Genomic DNA, 16,712 nt, shown 5'->3' with positions numbered 1-16,712 from the left:
ACGCAGCGCCGGTGACGGGGGTGTCGTTGCCGCCACCCCCGTGGTGTCCGCCACCACCGCCGCCGGCGGTGATGGTCTTGAGGTCCTTGCTGACCTCGAACCGGACGTTGGCGCCGGCCTTGGTCCCGAAGACGTCGTAGGAGCCGTCGGCGTCCTTGCGGGCCGAGGTCACGGTGACAGCGGAGTCCTTGGCCTTCACTGCGGCGGTGACGTTGGCGAGCTCGGTGCCGGTGATGGCCGTGTCGTTGTTGGGGTTGGCCGACCCGTCCTGAGTGGTGCCGGAGGCGGTGGTGCTCGAGGTCGTCGAGGGGCCGGTGGAGGCGGCGTTGGACAGTGCGGCGCCGGTGCCCAGGAGGCCAGCGGCGGCCACGATTGCTGCGACGCCGGTGAGGATTCTGTTGGTGCTCATCGTGGTGCTCCTTGTTCGCGGTGGTTGGTGGTCGGTGGTGGCCATTGGCCAAACAGTGGCGGCCCGGGATATGCGCGACCTGTCAAGGCTTTGGCAGGTGGGTGTGGATGCCGGCGGCGTCAGGTGCGCGAGGCGAGTCCGCCGTTTTCCTGGACCGCTGGCGGCGCCTGCCGCCGGGTGATTGGCCGCGCCATTAGTGTTCGAAGGCCGGCCCGCGACGGGGACGACCCAGACCCGGAAGGCAGATGTCATGAAAGCGATCGTCTACACCTCAGCCGGCGGCCCCGATGTCCTCCACCTGGTCGAGAGGCCCATCCCCGAGCCGGGACAGGACGAGGTCCGCGTGAAGCTTCACGTCTCCGGCGTCAACCCCACCGACTGGAAGCGACGCGCCACCGGGCCTCCTCCCGGGATCGTCGAACAGGTGCCCAACCAGGACGGCGCCGGGGTCATCGACGCGGTGGGCCCAGGGGCGCCACCGTCGAGGCTCGGTCAGCGGGTCTGGATCTGGGAGGCCGCGTGGCAGCGTCCCGGCGGCACCGCGCAGGAGTATGCCGTGTTGCCCGGGAGACAGTGCGTGCCCCTACCGGAGAGCGCTTCTTTCGCACTCGGCGCATCGCTGGGTATCCCGGCGGTGACCGCGCACCGCGCCCTCACAGTGGCCGAAGGTGGCCCAGAGCGTCTTGCCCCGGGCGCCCTGTCCGGCAAGACGGTGCTCGTCGCAGGCGGCGCGGGAGCGGTGGGCAATGCCGCCATCCAGCTCGCCCGCTGGGCCGGCGCGCGGGTGATCACGACCGTGAGCGGTCCCGCCAAGGCCTCGCTGGCCTCGGCAGCCGGCGCCGACCACGTGGTCAACTACCGCAGCGGCGACGCGGTCGAGCTGGTTCGCGCCCTTGCGCCCGAGGGAGTCGACCTCTTCGTCGAGGTGGCACCGGAAAACAACGCCGTTCTGAACCACGCGGTTGCCGCACCGAACGCGAGCATCGCCTTCTACGCGGACGACGGCACCGATGTCCGCATTCCCATCCGGGAGGCCATGACCAAGAATCTGCGCTGGCAAGGCGTCCTTGTCTACACCGTCTCGGAGCAGGCCAAGGCCAACGCCATCGCAGGCGTGCGTGCAGCTCTCGAGGATGGGGCCTTGCGGGTCGGGGAGAAGGCGGGCATGCCACTGCACTGGTTCGCGTTGGAGGACACGGCGGCGGCACACAGCGCCGTCGAGAACGCAGTCGTCGGCAAAGTCCTCATCGAGGTCGTGCCGACGACCTGAGCGATCATCACGGGCGCCACTCAGATCCCCTCGCTCGTGGACCGTCAGCCACGGACAGCGCGAGCAGCGCCTGGTCGTCGAGGCGAACGGCGGCTGCGTCGAGGTTTTCTCGAAGGTGCGCGCGAGATGCGGTCCCCGGGATCAACAAGACGTTTGGCGCGGCGTCGAGGGCCCACGCCAGCGCCACCTGGACCGGGGAGCATCCGAGCTGGGCTGCGACTCGCACAACCGCCGGCGACTCCAGGGGGGATCCCGTGCCGGTGGCGCCAGACCCGAGCGGTGAGAACGGGACGAACGCGATGCCGCGGCGGGCGCACTCCTCGAGCACCGGTTGCGAGCGGCGGTCCGTGGGATGGTAGGCGTTCTGCACGCACGCGATGTCCGTGTGCTGGAGGGCATGGAGCAGGTGCGCGAGAGTGATGTTGCTGAGGCCGACGGCGCCGATGATCCCGTCGTCGCGGGCGGCCACCATGGCGGCAAGCTGGTCGTCGAAGAACGCGTCGGGACCTGAGCCCCCCATGAGGCGCAGGTTGACCACCGGGAGGGAGTCGACACCCAGTGTTCTCAGGTTCTCGACGATGCCTTGGCGCAGCTGGGCCGGGGCGTCGTCACGGAAGATGCCACCGTGGTCGTCGCGTCTGGCGCCGACCTTGCTGACCAGGACCAGGCTGGGTGGGTAGGGGTGGAGCGCCGCGCGGATGAGCCTGTTCACGACCTGCGGACCGTAGTACTCGGCGGTGTCGATGTGGTCGACGCCGGCGTCAACGGCTTCCCGGAGCAGGCGCACGGCGTCGTCGGGGTCTGATGGTGGCCCGAAGATGCCGGGCCCGGTCAGGCGCATGGCCCCGTAGCCGATCGGGTTCACTCGGTTAGTGCCCAGGCTGCGCCTCGCCGCGCCCGGCGAGGGTAGGGGCTCGCTGCCCTGAGCACTGGACGTCATGGTGGTCCCATGCTGCCGCTCGGGCCGCTTGGTTTCGTGGGTTGGGATGTTGGTCCCGTCAGGCGGCCTGGGTGGCGAGCTGGCGCAAGGGGGCGAGTGCTTGGCTCCAGGCGACAACCTGGTCCAGCAGAGTGTCGAGGGCCTGGGCCTGGTGGGCGACGGGAGTCAGTTCCGTGAAGTCCTTGAAGTCGGTGAACAGGGACAGCGCGACGTTGGTGCGGACGTCGGCCATCTGCAGCTCGCCCGCGATGAGCCGCAGGTGCTCGGCAGCCCGGGTGCCACCGGTGGCACCGTAGGAGACCACGCCCATCGCCTTGTTGTTCCACTCGGCATACACGTAGTCGATGGCGTTCTTCAGCACCCCGGAGGTGGAGTGGTTGTACTCCGGCGTGACGAAGACGAACCCGTCGAACCGGCCGATGGTGGCCGCCCAGTCCTGGGTGTGCGGGTTCTGGTACTGGCCCATGTTGGGTGGCAGCGGCTCGTCCAGGTGGGGGAGCGGGTGGTCGATCAGGTCGATGAGCTCGAACTCCGCGTCGGTGCGTTGTCGGGCCCGGTCCATCACCCATCGGGCCACTTGCTCGCCGCGGCGGCCGGGTCGGGTGCTTCCGAGGATGACGGCGATACGAGACATGGTCATCTCCTGGGTTTGGTGTCAGGGACGGGCTGGCGACGATGCGTGCTGTGAGCCCTCATCGCTGCCGCCCTCGCCTGAGACGAGCCCGCTGGAGGCGCGTCTTCAGGAATGTCTTCGACGCTACGCCAGACAATTTGCTTTGGCAAGCAAATGTCTGGAAGTAACTGAGAGACATGGTGATTCGAGTCGGTCAGCGACCAGTCTCGAGCTGTTTGGCGATCTCAGAAAGCGCCTGCGCCGCATCAGTCACGGTGCGGGGGTCGATGTGGTCGAACACCCGGTCGCGGACGCTCGCCAGGTGGACCGGCCACGCCTTCCTCAGCCGCGACAGTCCCTCCGGCGTGAGCTTCGCGACAGTGCCTCGAGCGTCATCTGCGCAGGTCCGCTTCGTGACCAGGCCGCGGGTCTGGAGGGCATCGACAAGGCGGGTCATCCGGCTGGCCGACAGAGCCGCAGCGCTGGCGAGGTCGTTCATCCGGAGCTCGCGTTTGGGAGCTTCCGACAGGCACATGAGCGTGGTGTACTCGTTGGCCGTGATGCCGGCCGTCCGCACGAGGTCGGCGTCAAGGCGACGCGGCAGCGAAAGGACGATCCGCATGAGGGCCCGCCAGAAGGCCTCTTCGGTTGCGTTCAGCGGTTCGACCTTGGCCACCCGAGCACCCTACTTGCTTCGACAAGCATCGAGCGGCAGCAGCGCTACGTGGGGTCGGCTTTGATTGCGGCGCGACTGCGCGCGGACGGTTGGCCCGAGAAGTCGCTGTCGACGGCAGCCTCATCAGCCCTCGCCCTCGTTGAAGGTGCGCTCCTGCTCGCTCGGGTGAGCGGGCACCTCAGCCCCCTCGACCACGCCAAGCAGGCAGCACTGACGCTCCTCGCCGCGCCACCCGCCCAGGACGCCAGCAGCAGCATCCGCACCGAGGTTGGCGCCAGCTGATCGACGTTCGCGGCGTGTTGGATCTGATCGACCACCCCTTGGTGCCAGCCACAGATGCCCTGCAGTCGGACCCGGCCATGCGAGCACTGATAGGAAGTGCGCGACTTTCGATCGTTTCTTGCCTATGGTCGGTCAACCGTGCGCGCTGGCTGCGGCGCGTGCGCGAAGGCCCAGGCTGAAGAGCTCCGCCTTCGGCTTCTGCGATGACTCGAGCTTGCGGTATGCGGTGGGCGTGGCACCGACCTCGGCGAGGAACTGGCGGTTGAAGTTGGCCATGTTGCGGTAGCCGCTCATCTCCGCGACCTGGGCGATGGATGAGTTCGTGGTATCGAGAAGCCGACGTGCGTGCGCGATCCGCAGCTTCTTGACCATGCTGCTGAACGTCATGCCGGTGGCGCTGCGGAAGTATTTGGAGAAGGTCGGCTCCGACATGTAGGCGAGCCGGGCCGCCACCGACAGTCGGATGTCGTCCGTGAGGTTCTCGAAGATGTAGGCCAGCCCCGCCTCGACGGCGTTGAGCGAGTTGGGGTCAGTGGGGCGACCGAGCCACTCACTGGCCACGACGTCACGCTCGTCGCGCGGCGCGCGGGCGAAGATCGACAGCAGGCGGAACAGGCTGGCGACCTGCTCCGCGCCGTCGCTGCGGACCACCTCGAGGATGTTCTCGGCGGCCCGCCATGCGGTGGCGCCAGAGAAGACGACGCCCCTTGCAGACTCGGCCAGGACGTGGTCGATCTCCTGCAGGTCGGGAATGAGCCGCATGCATTCGCGGATCCACTCGTCGGTGAACTGGATGACCGCGTCGCGGTCGACTGCGACCTGTCCTGGAGGGAGGTCGCTGACCCAGTCGTGCGGCAGTGACGGGCCCATGATGCTGACGTGGCCCGGGGCGAACGTGCCGACGTGGTCGCCGGCGATGAAGCTGCCATGGGTCTTGGTGATGAGGTGGATCTCGTACTCCGGGTGGGCGCCCCAACCGCAGATCTCGCTTGGAAAGTCGTGGGTGAGCGCGCGAAAGGCGTGCTGCGGGTGAGGCGGGATCACCTCACGCCTGGGAGCAGGTGGGTAGGGGCTGTTGAGGCGGTGCGCGGCCGGGAGCTCACTGATCTCGGTGGAGGGGAAGCCCTTGAGGTGGCGCCGGGGTGTGCCCGTTGACTGATACGAAGTCCTCACCTCCACCTGCTGTGTCCCCGGGGCAAAGAGCGGATCGAACTCCAGTCTGCCGCACGAATGCTCAGGCGTGAAGTGGCCTGCTCAGATGAGCGCGGCGGGAAAGTATCGAAAGACTGGTGGAGGCGTCATTGTCCGGTCGCATCCGTCGCGCCCACGCTGTGGTCATCCCGGCACCGCGGCCAGGACCAGGTGAGCCCACCTCGTCCCCTGCGGACGGCGGGAGCTCGAATTCCAAAGGCTCACCTACCAAAGGAGTTAGGCATGCTCTGTTCGAAGCGCGCCCTGACCGCCGGTGCGGGCGTGGTGGCAGCCGCGCTCGCCATGGCGGCCTGCTCGTCGGGCAACGTGTCCAGTGGTGGCGGCGGAGGCGACGGCAAGAACGTCACTCTCAACCTGGCCACCGTGAACAACGGCCAGATGAAGGACATGGAGAAGCTCAAGGGGGAGTACGAGAAGGCGCACGCCGGAACCAAGATCAACTTCCAGGTCATGGAGGAGGGCGACCTGCGCGCGGCGGTCACTGCCGATGTCGCGAGCAAGGCCGGCCAGTACGACATCGTCACCATCGGTGCCTACGAGACGCCCCAGTGGGGCGCGAACGGCTGGCTCGTGGACCTCACCGAGCCGCTGAAGTCGGACGCGAACTACGACGTCAATGACCTGCTCGCCCCGGTGCGCGAGGCGATCTCCAACAACGGCAAGCAGTATGCCGTCCCGTTCTACGGCGAGTCGTCGATCCTCATGTACAACAAGGAAGTCCTCGACAAGGCCGGTGTCACGCTCTCCGCGAACCCGACCTGGCAGCAGGTCGCGGACGCTGCGAAGAAGGTCAACTCCTCGTCGATGGCGGGGATCTGCATGCGCGGCAAGCCCGGATGGGGTGACCTGTTCGCGCCCCTGACCACGGTGGTGCAGACCTTCGGTGGCAACTGGTACGACAACAGCTGGAATGCCACCGTCAACTCGGCACAGTGGAAGCAGGCGGTCACGTTCTACAAGACGCTGCTCGACACCTCGGGCGAGAAGGACCCGGTCTCCTACTCCTTCAACGAGTGCCTGACCGCACTCAAGGAGGGCAAGGCGGCCATGTGGGCCGACGCCTCCGTGGCTGCCTCGATGCTCGAGGCGGACGACTCCCCGGTCAAGGGCAAGATGGGTTATGCCCACATGCCGGTCGACAAGACCAAGGAGTCCGGCTGGCTGTGGAGCTGGAACCTCGCGATCCCGGCGACGACGAAGAACAAGGACGCCGCGATCGACTTCGTGAAGTGGGCGACGAGCAAGGACTACCACAAGCTCGTCGGTGAGAAGCTCGGCTGGTCGCTGGTCCCGCCCGGTGCCCGCCAGTCGACCTACGACCTCCCGGAGTACAAGAGGGCCGCCGCGGCCTACGCGCCAATCACCTTGGATGTCATGAAGTCCGTGAATCCCAAGCAGCCGGGCGTGAACCCGCAGCCCTGGGTCGGCATCCAGTACGTGTCCATCCCCGAGTTCCAGGACGTCGGCAACCAGTGCGCCCAGCTGATCGCCGACTATCTCGCCAACCGCGGCACCGTCGACGACGCCCTTGGCAAGTGCCAGAGCGTCGCCAAGAAGGCGGGCGACGCACACAAGTAGTGCCCGCCCGGTTCTCCCGCAGGCCGTCCGTCCCGTCTCGCACGGATGGAACGGACAGGGTGCCGGGGTCGCGACTCTCGCGCTCGACCCCGGCACTCGCCCACCCAAGCCGTCCACCCCACCCCACGACTACGGGGAGTTCCCTCATGGCTGTCACCGAGCTCGACACAGTCGTCGCGCAGACCGCGACCGACAAACGACGGGTCAAGACCACCTCCAAGGAGGTGTGGACCGCACGGTGGCTGTTGCTGCCAGCTGTGCTGTTCCTCATCCTGTTGACCCAGATCCCGTTCCTCACCACCGTCGGCTACTCGGCGATCAAATGGAACCTGCTCTACCCCAATGACCGGGGTCTCACCTGGTTCAAGAACTACGGGACCGCGCTGTCGTCCGGTGACCTGTGGCCATCCATCATCGCGACTGTCGTCATCACCGCGTCGGCTGTGGTGTCTTCGCTCCTGTTCGGCCTGATGTTCGCGCTCCTGCTCGACCGTCAGTTCCGTGGGCGAGCGCTGGCGCGCACGCTCATGATCACGCCCTTCCTGATCATGCCCGCAGCCTCGGCGCTGATCTGGAAGTACTCGATGTTCGACACAAACATCGGCATGCTCAACTGGCTCTCGCGGACCCTTCACCTGCCGGTCGTCTCCTGGAGCACCGAGCACCCGCTCCTGGCCGTGGTCATCGTGCTGACGTGGCAGTTCACGCCGTTCATGATGCTCATCCTGCTGGCCGGGCTACAGGGTCAGGACCGCGGCATCCTGGAGGCGGCCCAGGTCGACGGCGCCGGACCCTGGCGCACCTTCACCTGGATCACGTTGCCGCACTTGCGGATGTACGTGGAGATCGGCGTCCTGCTGGGCGCGGTCATCATCATCCAGGTCTTCGACCCTATCGCGATCCTGACCAAGGGCACGGGCGGGACAAAGACGCTCGCCTACCTGCTCTACGAACGCGCCTTCATCGGACTCGACGTCGGCCAGGCCGCGGCATACGGCGTCATCACCGTCGTGCTCACGATCATCGTGGCGACGATAGCGCTCCGCACCCTGTTCAAGGTCTTCATGGCTGGAGGAAGTCGATGACACGCACCGTCCGGGGAAGCCTCGTCACCGCACTCACGTGGGTGCTCGTGCTGGTCTTCTTCTTCCCTGTCTTCTGGATGATCATCAACGGCTTCAAGCCCGAGTCCATCGCCTCCTCGATCAACCCCAAGGTCTTCTTCAGCCCGGTCACCACCGGCTACCAGCTCGCCATGGACCGCGGGATGAAGGGCTACCTGCTCAACTCCCTCACCGCATCGGTCACCGCGACGATCATCGCTGTCGTGCTCGCGATCCCGGCTGCGTACGCGCTGAGCATTCGGCGGGTGAAGAACGTCGAGGGAGCCCTGTCCTTCTTCATCTCCACCCGCTTCATGCCGATGGCTGCAGTCGTCCTGCCGCTCTACATCATCCTCAAGAACCTCGGCCTGCTCGACAACATCTACATGCTGGCCGTCGTCTACGGAGCGATGAACCTGCCCGTCACGGTGTGGATGATGCGGTCGTTCTTCCTCGAGGTGCCGTTCGAGATCGTCGAGGCGGCCCGCGTCGACGGGGCTGGCCTCTACCGCGAGATCGTGCGCGTCGTCCTGCCGCTGGTGCTTCCCGGCGTTGCCGCCGCCGCCCTGATCAGCTTCATCTTCAGCTGGAACGAGTACTTCCTCGCCACCCTCCTGACCAGCAACGCGGCCCGGACAACGCCCCCATTCCTCGGCAGCTTCGTCGACGGACGCGGCCAGTTCCTGGCGGTCCTCTCCGCAGCCGCGACCATCGCGGCGCTGCCTGTCGTTCTCGCCGGCTGGGTCGCACAGAAACAGCTGGTGCGTGGGCTGTCCATGGGTGCGATCAAGTAGGGCCCGGTCATGATGGAGATGGCGCCGCCAACCATGCGCGACGTTGCTCTGGTCGCGGGCGTGAGCATCAAGACCGTTTCGCGCGTCGTCAATGGCGAGCCCGGAGTCGCGCCCCACACCCGCCTACGCGTCCAGTCCGCCGTCGAGCAGCTACATTTCACGCCGAATACCGCCGCTCAACGGCTGCGAACCGCCAGCCCTGGTCGCGTGAGCATCGCGGCCCACAGCCACAGCACCGAGCACCGTGTTTCGGCTGCGGCACCCCTGCTCCCGGTGATCCCCGAGTGGATCGCCAAGCCGACCTACGATCGGTCGCAGGTCACGGCCTCGATCGTCCACTTCGGCCTTGGCGGGTTCCACCGCTCCCACGAAGCGGTCTACCTCGACAACCTGATGAACCGAGGCCAGGCGCTTGAATGGGGCATCTGCGGGGTCGGCGTGCTGCCTCACGACCGACGCATCATCAGCACCCTGGCCGCACAACGAGGCCTGTACACGCTGGTCGTCAAGCCTTCCGACGGAAAGTGGGCCGCGCGCGTCGTCGGCTCGATCGTGGAGGTGATCTTCGCCCCGGACGACCGGGCGTATGTCGTCGATCGGCTCGCCGACGAACGGACCCGCATCGTGTCGATGACCATCACCGAGGGCGGCTACCTGGTCAACCAGGAGACAGGGGAGTTCGACGCAGAGGACCCCGACACTCGCTGCGACCTCGAGCCGAACGCCTTGCCCCGCACCGTCTTCGGCTACATCACAGCGGCACTGGCCCGGCGACGTGCCGGCGGCTTCGAGCCTTTCACGGTCATGAGTTGCGACAACCTCCCCGACAACGGCGACGTTGCTCGCCGAGTGATCTGTGCCTTCGCCCGGCTGAAGGACCCTGACCTGGCGGACTGGATGGAGGAGCACGTTGCCTTCCCGAACAGCATGGTCGACCGCATCACCCCCGTCACGACGCAGGCCGACATCGACCGGCTGGCCGACCAGTTCGGAGTGATCGACCTGTGGCCGGTCGTGTGCGAGCCATTCAGCCAGTGGGTGCTCGAGGACCGCTTCACCCAGGGTCGGCCGCCACTCGAGAACGCTGAGGTCCAACTCGTCGACGACGTGGTCCCGTACGAGCTGATGAAACTGCGGCTGCTCAACGCCAGCCATCAAGCCCTCTGCTACCTCGGCCATCTCGCGGGGTACAGGTACGTCCATGAGGTGTGCCAGGACCCGCTCTTCTCCCAGCTGCTGACCACCTTCATGGAGACGGAGGCCAGCCCCACCCTGCGGCCGGTGCCGGGAGTTAACCTCGACGCCTATCGGCGCCAGCTCGTCGACCGGTTCGCCAACCCAGAGATCCGCGACCCGCTCAGCCGGCTGTGTGCAGACTCCAGTGACCGCATCCCCAAATGGCTGGTGCCCATCATCAAGGAGAACCTACGCACCGATGGGGCCATCGACGTCTCCGCGCTCGTCGTGGCGTCCTGGGCACGATACGCCGAGGGAGTCGATGAGGAGGGACAAGCCATCGAGGTGGTCGACCGTCGCAAGGACACAGTCGTCGCAGCAGCGGCGCGGCAGAGCGACGACGCCCTGGCGTTCATCCGCGACCGCGATCTATTCGGCGATCTGGCCGATGCCGACCGCTTCACCCGCGCCTATACCCAGGCCCTCGCGGACCTTCACACACATGGCGCTGTGGTCACGACCCAAGCAGTCCTCAAGCGTGGCGCCAGGAGTCGATGATGGTGTCTTCCGTTGCCCAGTCCAACTACGCAGGCCGACGCCACACGGCGCTCCCGTGACTCGGCTGCGCTGCCGCCACGGCGAAGGTTCGAATCCGTCACCTGCCGGGACGCATAGCAATCGCGATCGGGCGACGGTCGTACTCGGAGGCACTCATGCCCCACCGCTGCGCGAACTCTTGGTCCCTGGCGCCAGCGTGGCGCCACCATTCGCGTTCAAAAGTCGAGGATGGCCAATTCGCGGAGGAGATGAGGCTCCCCTCCCCGCCCTTCGACCGGGAGTTGCGGCATCAACGGCTGGGGCCCACGACGTCCTGGTCGCGCGGATAGCAGCCTTGGGTCACCAGTCTCCGGCGACCCTGTGCTCGGCCAGCAGAGCATCCACGTTTTCGGCAGCCGTGAAGTTACAGGATCCGTCGTGGCCGTTCTGCAATGCGCACATGCGTCCGCTCTGCAGGTGCACCTGGCCGCAACCACCTAGCAGGGCGGCGGCCTCGTTGACCGCTGAGTTGTGCACCTCAGCGACTGCCGAGGTTCTCGAGCCAGCAGCAGGCGTAGCGGGTGAGTTGGTGTCCACGGTTGGACCAGCAATCTCCTCTCGCTGGCGAGAGGGCATGGGCCCCACGCTGAGGCTGTGATGACACTACCGCCATGCGGGTCGCCGAAGTAGGCGTCCAGGGAATCGCCGTCAACCGCCGCGCGTGCAAGTGTCGAACCATCGAGCGAGACCACCCCTGCCCCCAAGGCTCGTGCAGGCCAAGGCCCGCCACGGCGCTCAAGTGCAGGTTCTCTTTCAACCAAGACACGGTCAAAAAGCGCGTCAGGTCCCCACTTGCCCTCGCTGGATGCGTCACGCTGGGGTCGCCACCCCGCCAGCACAGGAGCGCCATGCCGTCAACGGTCACTCGTCGTAGTCTTCTTGCTGGCTCGGCCGCCGCAGGCGCATTGGCGCTGCAAGCCGTCACGCCATCGGTCGCCTCAGCAGCCGGACGAGTCTCGTTCGGCGCATACACCGCCGGCATGGACGCCACCCCGGGGCGGTTGCCGGCCCTCGGTAGAACGCTGGGTCAGACACTCTCGATCGCCTCGGTCTTCCGGGGTCAGGGAGACGTCTGGCCCGGTCCGGTCGAGGCAGCGCTCACCCCCACGGGGGGTACCCTGCTGGTCTCCTGGCACTTGGACTACCGCAGCTATTCCTATTGGGCATCCTCCTCATCCCGGGCTGAGATAGCGGCAGTTGCTCGGCGGGTCAAGGCCTTCGGCCGCACGGTCGCAATTCGCCCATGGGCGGAGATGAACGGGGACTGGCAGCCCTTCCAGCCGACAGCGGCGCCGGTGGCCGGTTACGCCAGCGGTTACGCCGCCTTCATCGCAGCTTGGCGGAACCTGGTCTCCGTATTCAGCGCCGAGGGTGTGACGAACGTGAGGTGGGTATTCAACCCGACGACCGACACCTACGCCGAGACCACCGACGTCCGCCGGATCTGGCCCGGTTCCTCGTACGTCCACGTGCTCGGCCTGGACGGCTACAACTGGGGGACGGCCGGTGCCCTGCGCTGGCGTTCCTTCGCGGACATCTATGCGGCCCAGTACGGGCGACTGGTGGCCCTGGCGCCCACGCGACCGGTGTGGATCTGCGAGGTCGGTTGCGCGGACCCCGCGAGTCCGTATGGCACACGCGTCACCGCCCCCTCCGGGGCGAGCAAGGCGACATGGTGGCGGGACGCTGCGACCACCGTCGGGCGGATGCCCGCGGTGCGCGCGGTCGTGCTGTTCGACGTGCTCAAGGAACGCGACTGGCGGGCGGCGTCCTCCACGGCCGCCCTCACTGGCCTGCGAGGGGCAATGTCGACCATGCGGACCTTCTGAGGCGGCGCTCGGGACTGGGCCGGAGGGGAGCTGACATCGGGTTTCGCCCGCAGCTCGGGTTCTCGGCTACCGGTCGGCGCGACGCGGAAGCATGCGGTTGATCGCCGATCCCGCTGCGATGAGCGCGAAGCTCGCGAGGATCGACCACATCACGTTCGAGCCGGTAAAGGCCAAGGCGCCAGCGGCGCCGGCGGCCATGACGGGGGTGGGGTTGCTGTACATGAAAGTCACCATCTTCTTTCTCTTCGTAAGAACGCGTCGGCGTATGCCTTCGCGTGTGCTGCCTGGAGGAAGAGCTCGTAAGGGAGCTCGTACATGAAGATGGCAGTGAGCTGGTGCCGCCACCCCTTGTCCTTCAGCGTGACGAAACGCTCAAGACAGAACACCCCGGTAAGCGCAGCCCAGAACGGGTGGACCCCGAACCGGCCCGTGACGAGGGCAAGAACAACGGTCAGGAGGTAGAGCGTGGTGACGAGCACGCCCGCGCCCGTGAGGACCTGGCGGCCCCAATAGCGCCACGTGACCGCGGTCACGCCGTACTGCGCGCAGTTCTCCAGCGCTCCGCGCTTCCATCGCAGCCGCTGCCTCCACAATGCGCGCCAGGTCGGCATCACCTCGGTGACCAGCGTCATCGTGGCAGGGGCGAACAGACGCAGCCCCAGCGTCTGGACCGCGAATGACAGCTCGTTGTCCTCGGTCAGCACGGACGTGTCGTAGACGCCGCCTCGGCCGTCACCGGGCGGCAGGACACCCCTGAGGCGGGCGCGGCTGACCTGTCGGAGGGTTCCGACCCTGAACATGGCAGCCGTGCCAGTCACCACGAGGCAACGCCCGCGAAGGCGCCGCACGTCCCGGGCATAGCGGGCGAACTCGTTGTCCTGCAGGTGGGCCAAGAAGCGCTCAGAAGCACTGGTCGGCCCATCGGGCCGCTGGCCGCGAAAGGTCCCACCCACCGCACCCAGGGCCCGCCGCGCGGCAAATGCTTGGAGGCCGCCCTCGACGAAGTCTGGGTCGAGGAACGAGTCGGCGTCCTGGATGAGGATCACGTCATTGTCCTCGAGGTGGGGTAGCAGCTCGGTGAGCACCTGGTTCAGGGCGCCAGCCTTCTTGTGCCGGTTGTCGACGGTCTCGACCACGGCCACTCCGGCAGCCTTGGCAATGGTGGCGGTCTCATCGGTGCAGTTGTCGGCCACCACCACTACCGCATCCGGCGGACGAGTCTGTGCCTCGAGCGCGGCGAGGGTGCGGCCGATGGTGCCCGCCTCGTCGTGGGCCGGCACCAGTGCGACGACGCGCGGACTGTGCGTCCGCGACGACCCCGATGTGGGGCGCGACGGCGCGACGGCGAACTGCAGCCGGCGTGGCTCAGGCCCCGGCGGTTCGCGCTTCTCAAGAGCGGCGTCAGTCCTTGCCGCGCCGCGCGAGGAATCGACAAGCCCCCTGCTGCCCATGTGTTCCCCACACTCGTCAATGCTTCCGGTGACCCCTGCAGTCCCGGGGCAGTCGTGGTGACCTGCGCAACGCCGGCCATGCGGTTCGGCCCGCCGACGAGGCCTTCAAGCAAATGAGGTTCCGTGCTGCGTCGCTTTGCCTTCCCTTTACCTTCGCCTTACCGTTTCTTTACTTCGTGTGGAGCGTAAGCGCCGGCAGCCTCGGTGTACCGATGCGAATGCAGTCGAAGGAGCTCCGCCCGACGGGCGATGCCTGATCCGCCAGGATGTGTTAAGGGCGCATCTGCTGAGGCGCTGGCTGGCACACCGTGGCCCGGTCTCGGAAGGTGTGTGCCAGCGGCCGCCGTTGGCGGTTACCCCTGGCTGTGCACAAGGATGTCGGCCAGCGTCTCCAGGGGAGCGATCCCGGGATTGTGTCGACGTGACCCAATGCTGTTGGTGATCTCGGCGACGATCTGCTCGGTGGACAATGCCTGCGCCTGTGTGACCGCGGCGTCGTGGATGAAGGTGCGCAACGGCATCCTCCGAAGGCTGCGGGGATGCCGGCCGATGAAGACCAACGCATCCCGGACCCGTTGCTGCTGCATGGGTCTGAGATCCGCGATCGGGCAAGCAGCGGGCACGGAAGCCAGCGTCAGGCGTCGTCGTGCGCCAGGCTGGAGGACAGCTCTCGGTGGGCGTCGGCCTGGCCAAGGAGGGTCTGGGCCTTGGTCTCGAAGAGACTCACGGCGTCGGCGCCAGCAGCGAAGCGTGCTGGTGGCTGCTTGAGCGCGGCCAACTGCACGAGGGCGGCGGCCAGCTTCGCCGGGTCACCGCCCTGCTTTCCGTCCATGCCCTGCCACGCCTCGATGGTCGCCGCGGAGCGGTCGGCGTAGTCCGCAATGGAGGGCTTCGCGTACTGGGTGGACTGCGGGGTGAGGAGCTCGGTGCGGAAGAAGCCGGGCTCGACCAGCATGGTGCGGATCCCGAACGGGGCGATCTCGGAGGCCAGCGCTTCCATGAACCCTTCCACCCCGAACTTGGACGCTGCGTAGGCGGTCAGGAAGTCACCGGTCGAGGCGATGCCAGCGGTCGAGGAGATCGTCATCACCAGTCCGGAGCGTTGGGCCCGCAGCTGCGGGAGGGCCGCTCGAGTGACGTTGACCGGCCCGAAGAGCGTGGTCTCGATCTGGGACCGGAACGCCGCTGGGCTCATCTCCTCGAAGAACCCGGCCTGGAAACTGCCGGCGTTGTTGACCAGGACGTCCAGGTGTCCGAAGCGCTCGACGGTCGCTGCGACCGCGGCGTCGGCGGCACCCGGGTCGGTGACGTCGAGGGCGACGGCCAACAGGTCGTCGTGCTGCCCCAGAGCAGCTGTGATGCTCTCGACGGTGCGAGCACTGGCGACCACCGAGTGCCCCGCGGCCAGGGCGGCCTTGGCGATGTCGACGCCCAGGCCGCGGCCCGCTCCGGTCACCAACCAAACCGTCTTCAACGTGGGCTGGGTGACCTCGTCGGCGGTAGGGATCGTGTCGGTGGTCTGGGTCTGGTCGGTCATTGCTGCTGAACTTTCGTGAAGAATTCGGTCTGCGCCCTGGATGAGGCGCCGTCCACCAGAGAACCAGCGCACGAGGAGTTGTGGCAGTCCCTGTCGTGGGAGCCACTGACAGGGACCCCCACCGGACCGCCAGCGTTCGTACAGTGGACGACATGACCGCACCGGAGCCCAGCCCCCGGGACTCTGTACGGGCCGAGATCCGCGAGTTCCTGAGCACCCGACGCGCCAGAATCACCCCCGAGCAGGCCGGCTTGCCGACCTACGGGAATGACCGTCGCCGCGTGCCGGGGCTACGGCGGGAGGAGGCCGCCCTCCTCGTCGGAGTCTCCCCGCAGTACTACATCCGCCTCGAACGCGGCGACGCCACCGGCGTCTCCGAGAGCGTCATCGACGGTGTCGCTCACGCGCTGCGCCTGGACGACGCCGAACGAGCGCACCTGCTCGACCTGTTCCGGACCGCTGGCACACCGGAGCGGGCCATGAAACGTCGGCCACCGGCGCCCACCCGCGTTCGCCCCACCATCCAACGACTTCTGGACGCGATGCCCACCGTGCCCGCGGTCGTCCTCAATGGGCGCCTCGACGTGCTCGGATTCAACCCCTTGTGCCGCGCACTGTTCTCACCTTGGTACGAGACCGGGCAGCCCGTGAACAACGCCCGCCTCGTCTTCCTCGACCCACACGCGACATCCCTCTTCCGCGACTGGGACACCGTCGCCAACGACACCGTCGCCCTGCTTCGGGCCGAAGCGGGACGCAGCCCGTACGACCGACAACTCTCCGACCTGATCGGTGAGCTGTCCACCCGCAGCCAGGACTTCCGAGTCCGCTGGGCCGCCCACGACGTCCGCATCCACAACACCGGCGTCAAGAAGCTGCACCACGCGGTCGTCGGCGACCTCGACCTTCCGTTCGAGTCACTGCCACTCCGGGCCGGCGACAGCACGAGCCTGGTCACCTACCTCCCAGAGCCGGGCACGCCCACCCAGGATGCACTCGCTCTGCTCGCCAGCTGGGCCGCCACCGAGACGGGCCCCACCCTCGTCAGGCCAGCCGACGAACAACGACCCTGAACCAACAGGGCTCCCCCCAGGGGGCGCACCGCCCGCCCCCTGACCAGCGGAAACGCAGGCAGGGGCGCTTTGGCCTTTGCCCCTAGGGGTGTTTGTCACTTGAAGATGACGGGCGCATCGCCACCCCTCTGACGCTCGCGGATGTCGGGCTGGGGCGCTGGATGGTGCGAGC

The 16,712-nt window shown here is 67.2% G+C and carries 18 protein-coding genes; 8 read left to right on the top strand and 10 right to left on the bottom strand.

Annotated features, from left to right (window positions below; genetic code table 11):
• Positions 1-409 (bottom strand): hypothetical protein (locus AC1DS4_RS08315; RefSeq protein WP_477646018.1); only part of this gene is annotated, 409 nt, incomplete at its 3' end.
• 250 nt (positions 410-659) lie between these two features.
• On the opposite strand from AC1DS4_RS08315, the gene AC1DS4_RS08310 reads away from it, so the two are divergent.
• On the top strand, positions 660-1,679 hold the full coding sequence (locus AC1DS4_RS08310) for an NADPH:quinone reductase (RefSeq protein ID WP_477623959.1): 1,020 nt from the start codon (positions 660-662) through the stop codon (positions 1,677-1,679).
• A gap of 7 nt (positions 1,680-1,686) precedes the next feature.
• Here AC1DS4_RS08310 and AC1DS4_RS08305 read toward each other — a convergent pair whose 3' ends face one another.
• The 3 genes from AC1DS4_RS08305 to AC1DS4_RS08295 all read right to left on the bottom strand — a co-directional run bounded on the left by AC1DS4_RS08305 (position 1,687) and on the right by AC1DS4_RS08295 (position 3,908).
• Complete coding sequence (locus AC1DS4_RS08305) at positions 1,687-2,619, bottom strand: oxidoreductase (RefSeq protein ID WP_477623960.1); 933 nt, start codon at positions 2,617-2,619, stop codon at positions 1,687-1,689.
• 58 nt (positions 2,620-2,677) lie between these two features.
• Entirely contained in the window at positions 2,678-3,253 is a 576-nt protein-coding gene (locus tag AC1DS4_RS08300; RefSeq protein WP_477623961.1) for an NADPH-dependent FMN reductase, read from the bottom strand.
• Between the two features lie 193 nt (positions 3,254-3,446).
• A complete protein-coding gene (locus tag AC1DS4_RS08295; RefSeq protein WP_477623962.1) occupies positions 3,447-3,908 on the bottom strand; it encodes a MarR family winged helix-turn-helix transcriptional regulator in 462 nt (153 codons plus the stop codon).
• 48 nt (positions 3,909-3,956) lie between these two features.
• Between AC1DS4_RS08295 and AC1DS4_RS08290 the strand changes: the two genes are divergently transcribed.
• Positions 3,957-4,190 carry an LmrA/YxaF family transcription factor gene (locus AC1DS4_RS08290; protein ID WP_477623963.1) on the top strand — a complete coding sequence of 78 codons (234 nt, stop codon included), beginning with the start codon at positions 3,957-3,959 and terminating at the stop codon, positions 4,188-4,190.
• A gap of 132 nt (positions 4,191-4,322) precedes the next feature.
• Here the strand turns inward: AC1DS4_RS08290 and AC1DS4_RS08285 are convergent, their stop codons facing one another.
• Positions 4,323-5,363: a helix-turn-helix domain-containing protein gene (locus AC1DS4_RS08285; protein ID WP_477623964.1), complete on the bottom strand. Its 1,041-nt coding sequence runs from the start codon at positions 5,361-5,363 to the stop codon at positions 4,323-4,325.
• A 261-nt stretch (positions 5,364-5,624) separates the two neighbouring features.
• Between AC1DS4_RS08285 and AC1DS4_RS08280 the strand changes: the two genes are divergently transcribed.
• From AC1DS4_RS08280 to AC1DS4_RS08265, 4 genes are all read left to right on the top strand, one after another.
• Positions 5,625-6,980: an ABC transporter substrate-binding protein gene (locus AC1DS4_RS08280; protein WP_477623965.1), complete on the top strand. Its 1,356-nt coding sequence runs from the start codon at positions 5,625-5,627 to the stop codon at positions 6,978-6,980.
• Between the two features lie 146 nt (positions 6,981-7,126).
• Positions 7,127-8,065 carry a carbohydrate ABC transporter permease gene (locus tag AC1DS4_RS08275; protein WP_477623966.1) on the top strand — a complete coding sequence of 313 codons (939 nt, stop codon included), beginning with the start codon at positions 7,127-7,129 and terminating at the stop codon, positions 8,063-8,065.
• Positions 8,062-8,877 (top strand): carbohydrate ABC transporter permease, encoded by an 816-nt coding sequence (locus tag AC1DS4_RS08270; RefSeq protein ID WP_477623967.1) that lies wholly within the window; start codon positions 8,062-8,064, stop codon positions 8,875-8,877. Before AC1DS4_RS08275 ends, AC1DS4_RS08270 begins: the two co-directional genes overlap by 4 nt.
• A 33-nt stretch (positions 8,878-8,910) precedes the next feature.
• Positions 8,911-10,611: a mannitol dehydrogenase family protein gene (locus AC1DS4_RS08265; RefSeq protein WP_477623968.1), complete on the top strand. Its 1,701-nt coding sequence runs from the start codon at positions 8,911-8,913 to the stop codon at positions 10,609-10,611.
• 97 nt (positions 10,612-10,708) lie between these two features.
• Here AC1DS4_RS08265 and AC1DS4_RS08260 read toward each other — a convergent pair whose 3' ends face one another.
• Positions 10,709-10,861 carry a DUF3263 domain-containing protein gene (locus tag AC1DS4_RS08260; RefSeq protein WP_477624233.1) on the bottom strand — a complete coding sequence of 51 codons (153 nt, stop codon included), beginning with the start codon at positions 10,859-10,861 and terminating at the stop codon, positions 10,709-10,711.
• A gap of 400 nt (positions 10,862-11,261) precedes the next feature.
• Here AC1DS4_RS08260 and AC1DS4_RS08255 point away from each other — a divergent pair, with 400 nt between their 5' ends.
• Positions 11,262-12,479 carry a glycoside hydrolase family 26 protein gene (locus AC1DS4_RS08255; protein ID WP_477646017.1) on the top strand — a complete coding sequence of 406 codons (1,218 nt, stop codon included), beginning with the start codon at positions 11,262-11,264 and terminating at the stop codon, positions 12,477-12,479.
• 66 nt (positions 12,480-12,545) lie between these two features.
• Here AC1DS4_RS08255 and AC1DS4_RS08250 read toward each other — a convergent pair whose 3' ends face one another.
• From AC1DS4_RS08250 to AC1DS4_RS08235, 4 genes are all read right to left on the bottom strand, one after another.
• Positions 12,546-12,701 carry a hypothetical protein gene (locus AC1DS4_RS08250; protein ID WP_477623970.1) on the bottom strand — a complete coding sequence of 52 codons (156 nt, stop codon included), beginning with the start codon at positions 12,699-12,701 and terminating at the stop codon, positions 12,546-12,548.
• A 5-nt stretch (positions 12,702-12,706) separates the two neighbouring features.
• Positions 12,707-13,834 (bottom strand): glycosyltransferase family 2 protein, encoded by a 1,128-nt coding sequence (locus AC1DS4_RS08245; protein WP_477633426.1) that lies wholly within the window; start codon positions 13,832-13,834, stop codon positions 12,707-12,709.
• A 449-nt stretch (positions 13,835-14,283) separates the two neighbouring features.
• A complete protein-coding gene (locus AC1DS4_RS08240) occupies positions 14,284-14,451 on the bottom strand; it encodes a hypothetical protein (RefSeq protein ID WP_477623971.1) in 168 nt (55 codons plus the stop codon).
• A gap of 113 nt (positions 14,452-14,564) precedes the next feature.
• The gene (locus AC1DS4_RS08235) at positions 14,565-15,467 is read right to left on the bottom strand and encodes an SDR family oxidoreductase (RefSeq protein ID WP_477623972.1); all 903 of its coding nucleotides are present in this window, start codon (positions 15,465-15,467) and stop codon (positions 14,565-14,567) included.
• Positions 15,468-15,619: 152 nt separating this feature from the next.
• Here AC1DS4_RS08235 and AC1DS4_RS08230 point away from each other — a divergent pair, with 152 nt between their 5' ends.
• Positions 15,620-16,540: a helix-turn-helix transcriptional regulator gene (locus tag AC1DS4_RS08230; RefSeq protein ID WP_477623973.1), complete on the top strand. Its 921-nt coding sequence runs from the start codon at positions 15,620-15,622 to the stop codon at positions 16,538-16,540.
• The last annotated feature ends 172 nt before the right edge of the window (positions 16,541-16,712 follow it).

It is taken from the genome of Pedococcus sp. P3_C7 (assembly GCF_056402615.1).
This window is presented reverse-complemented; position numbering and strand designations above follow the sequence as displayed.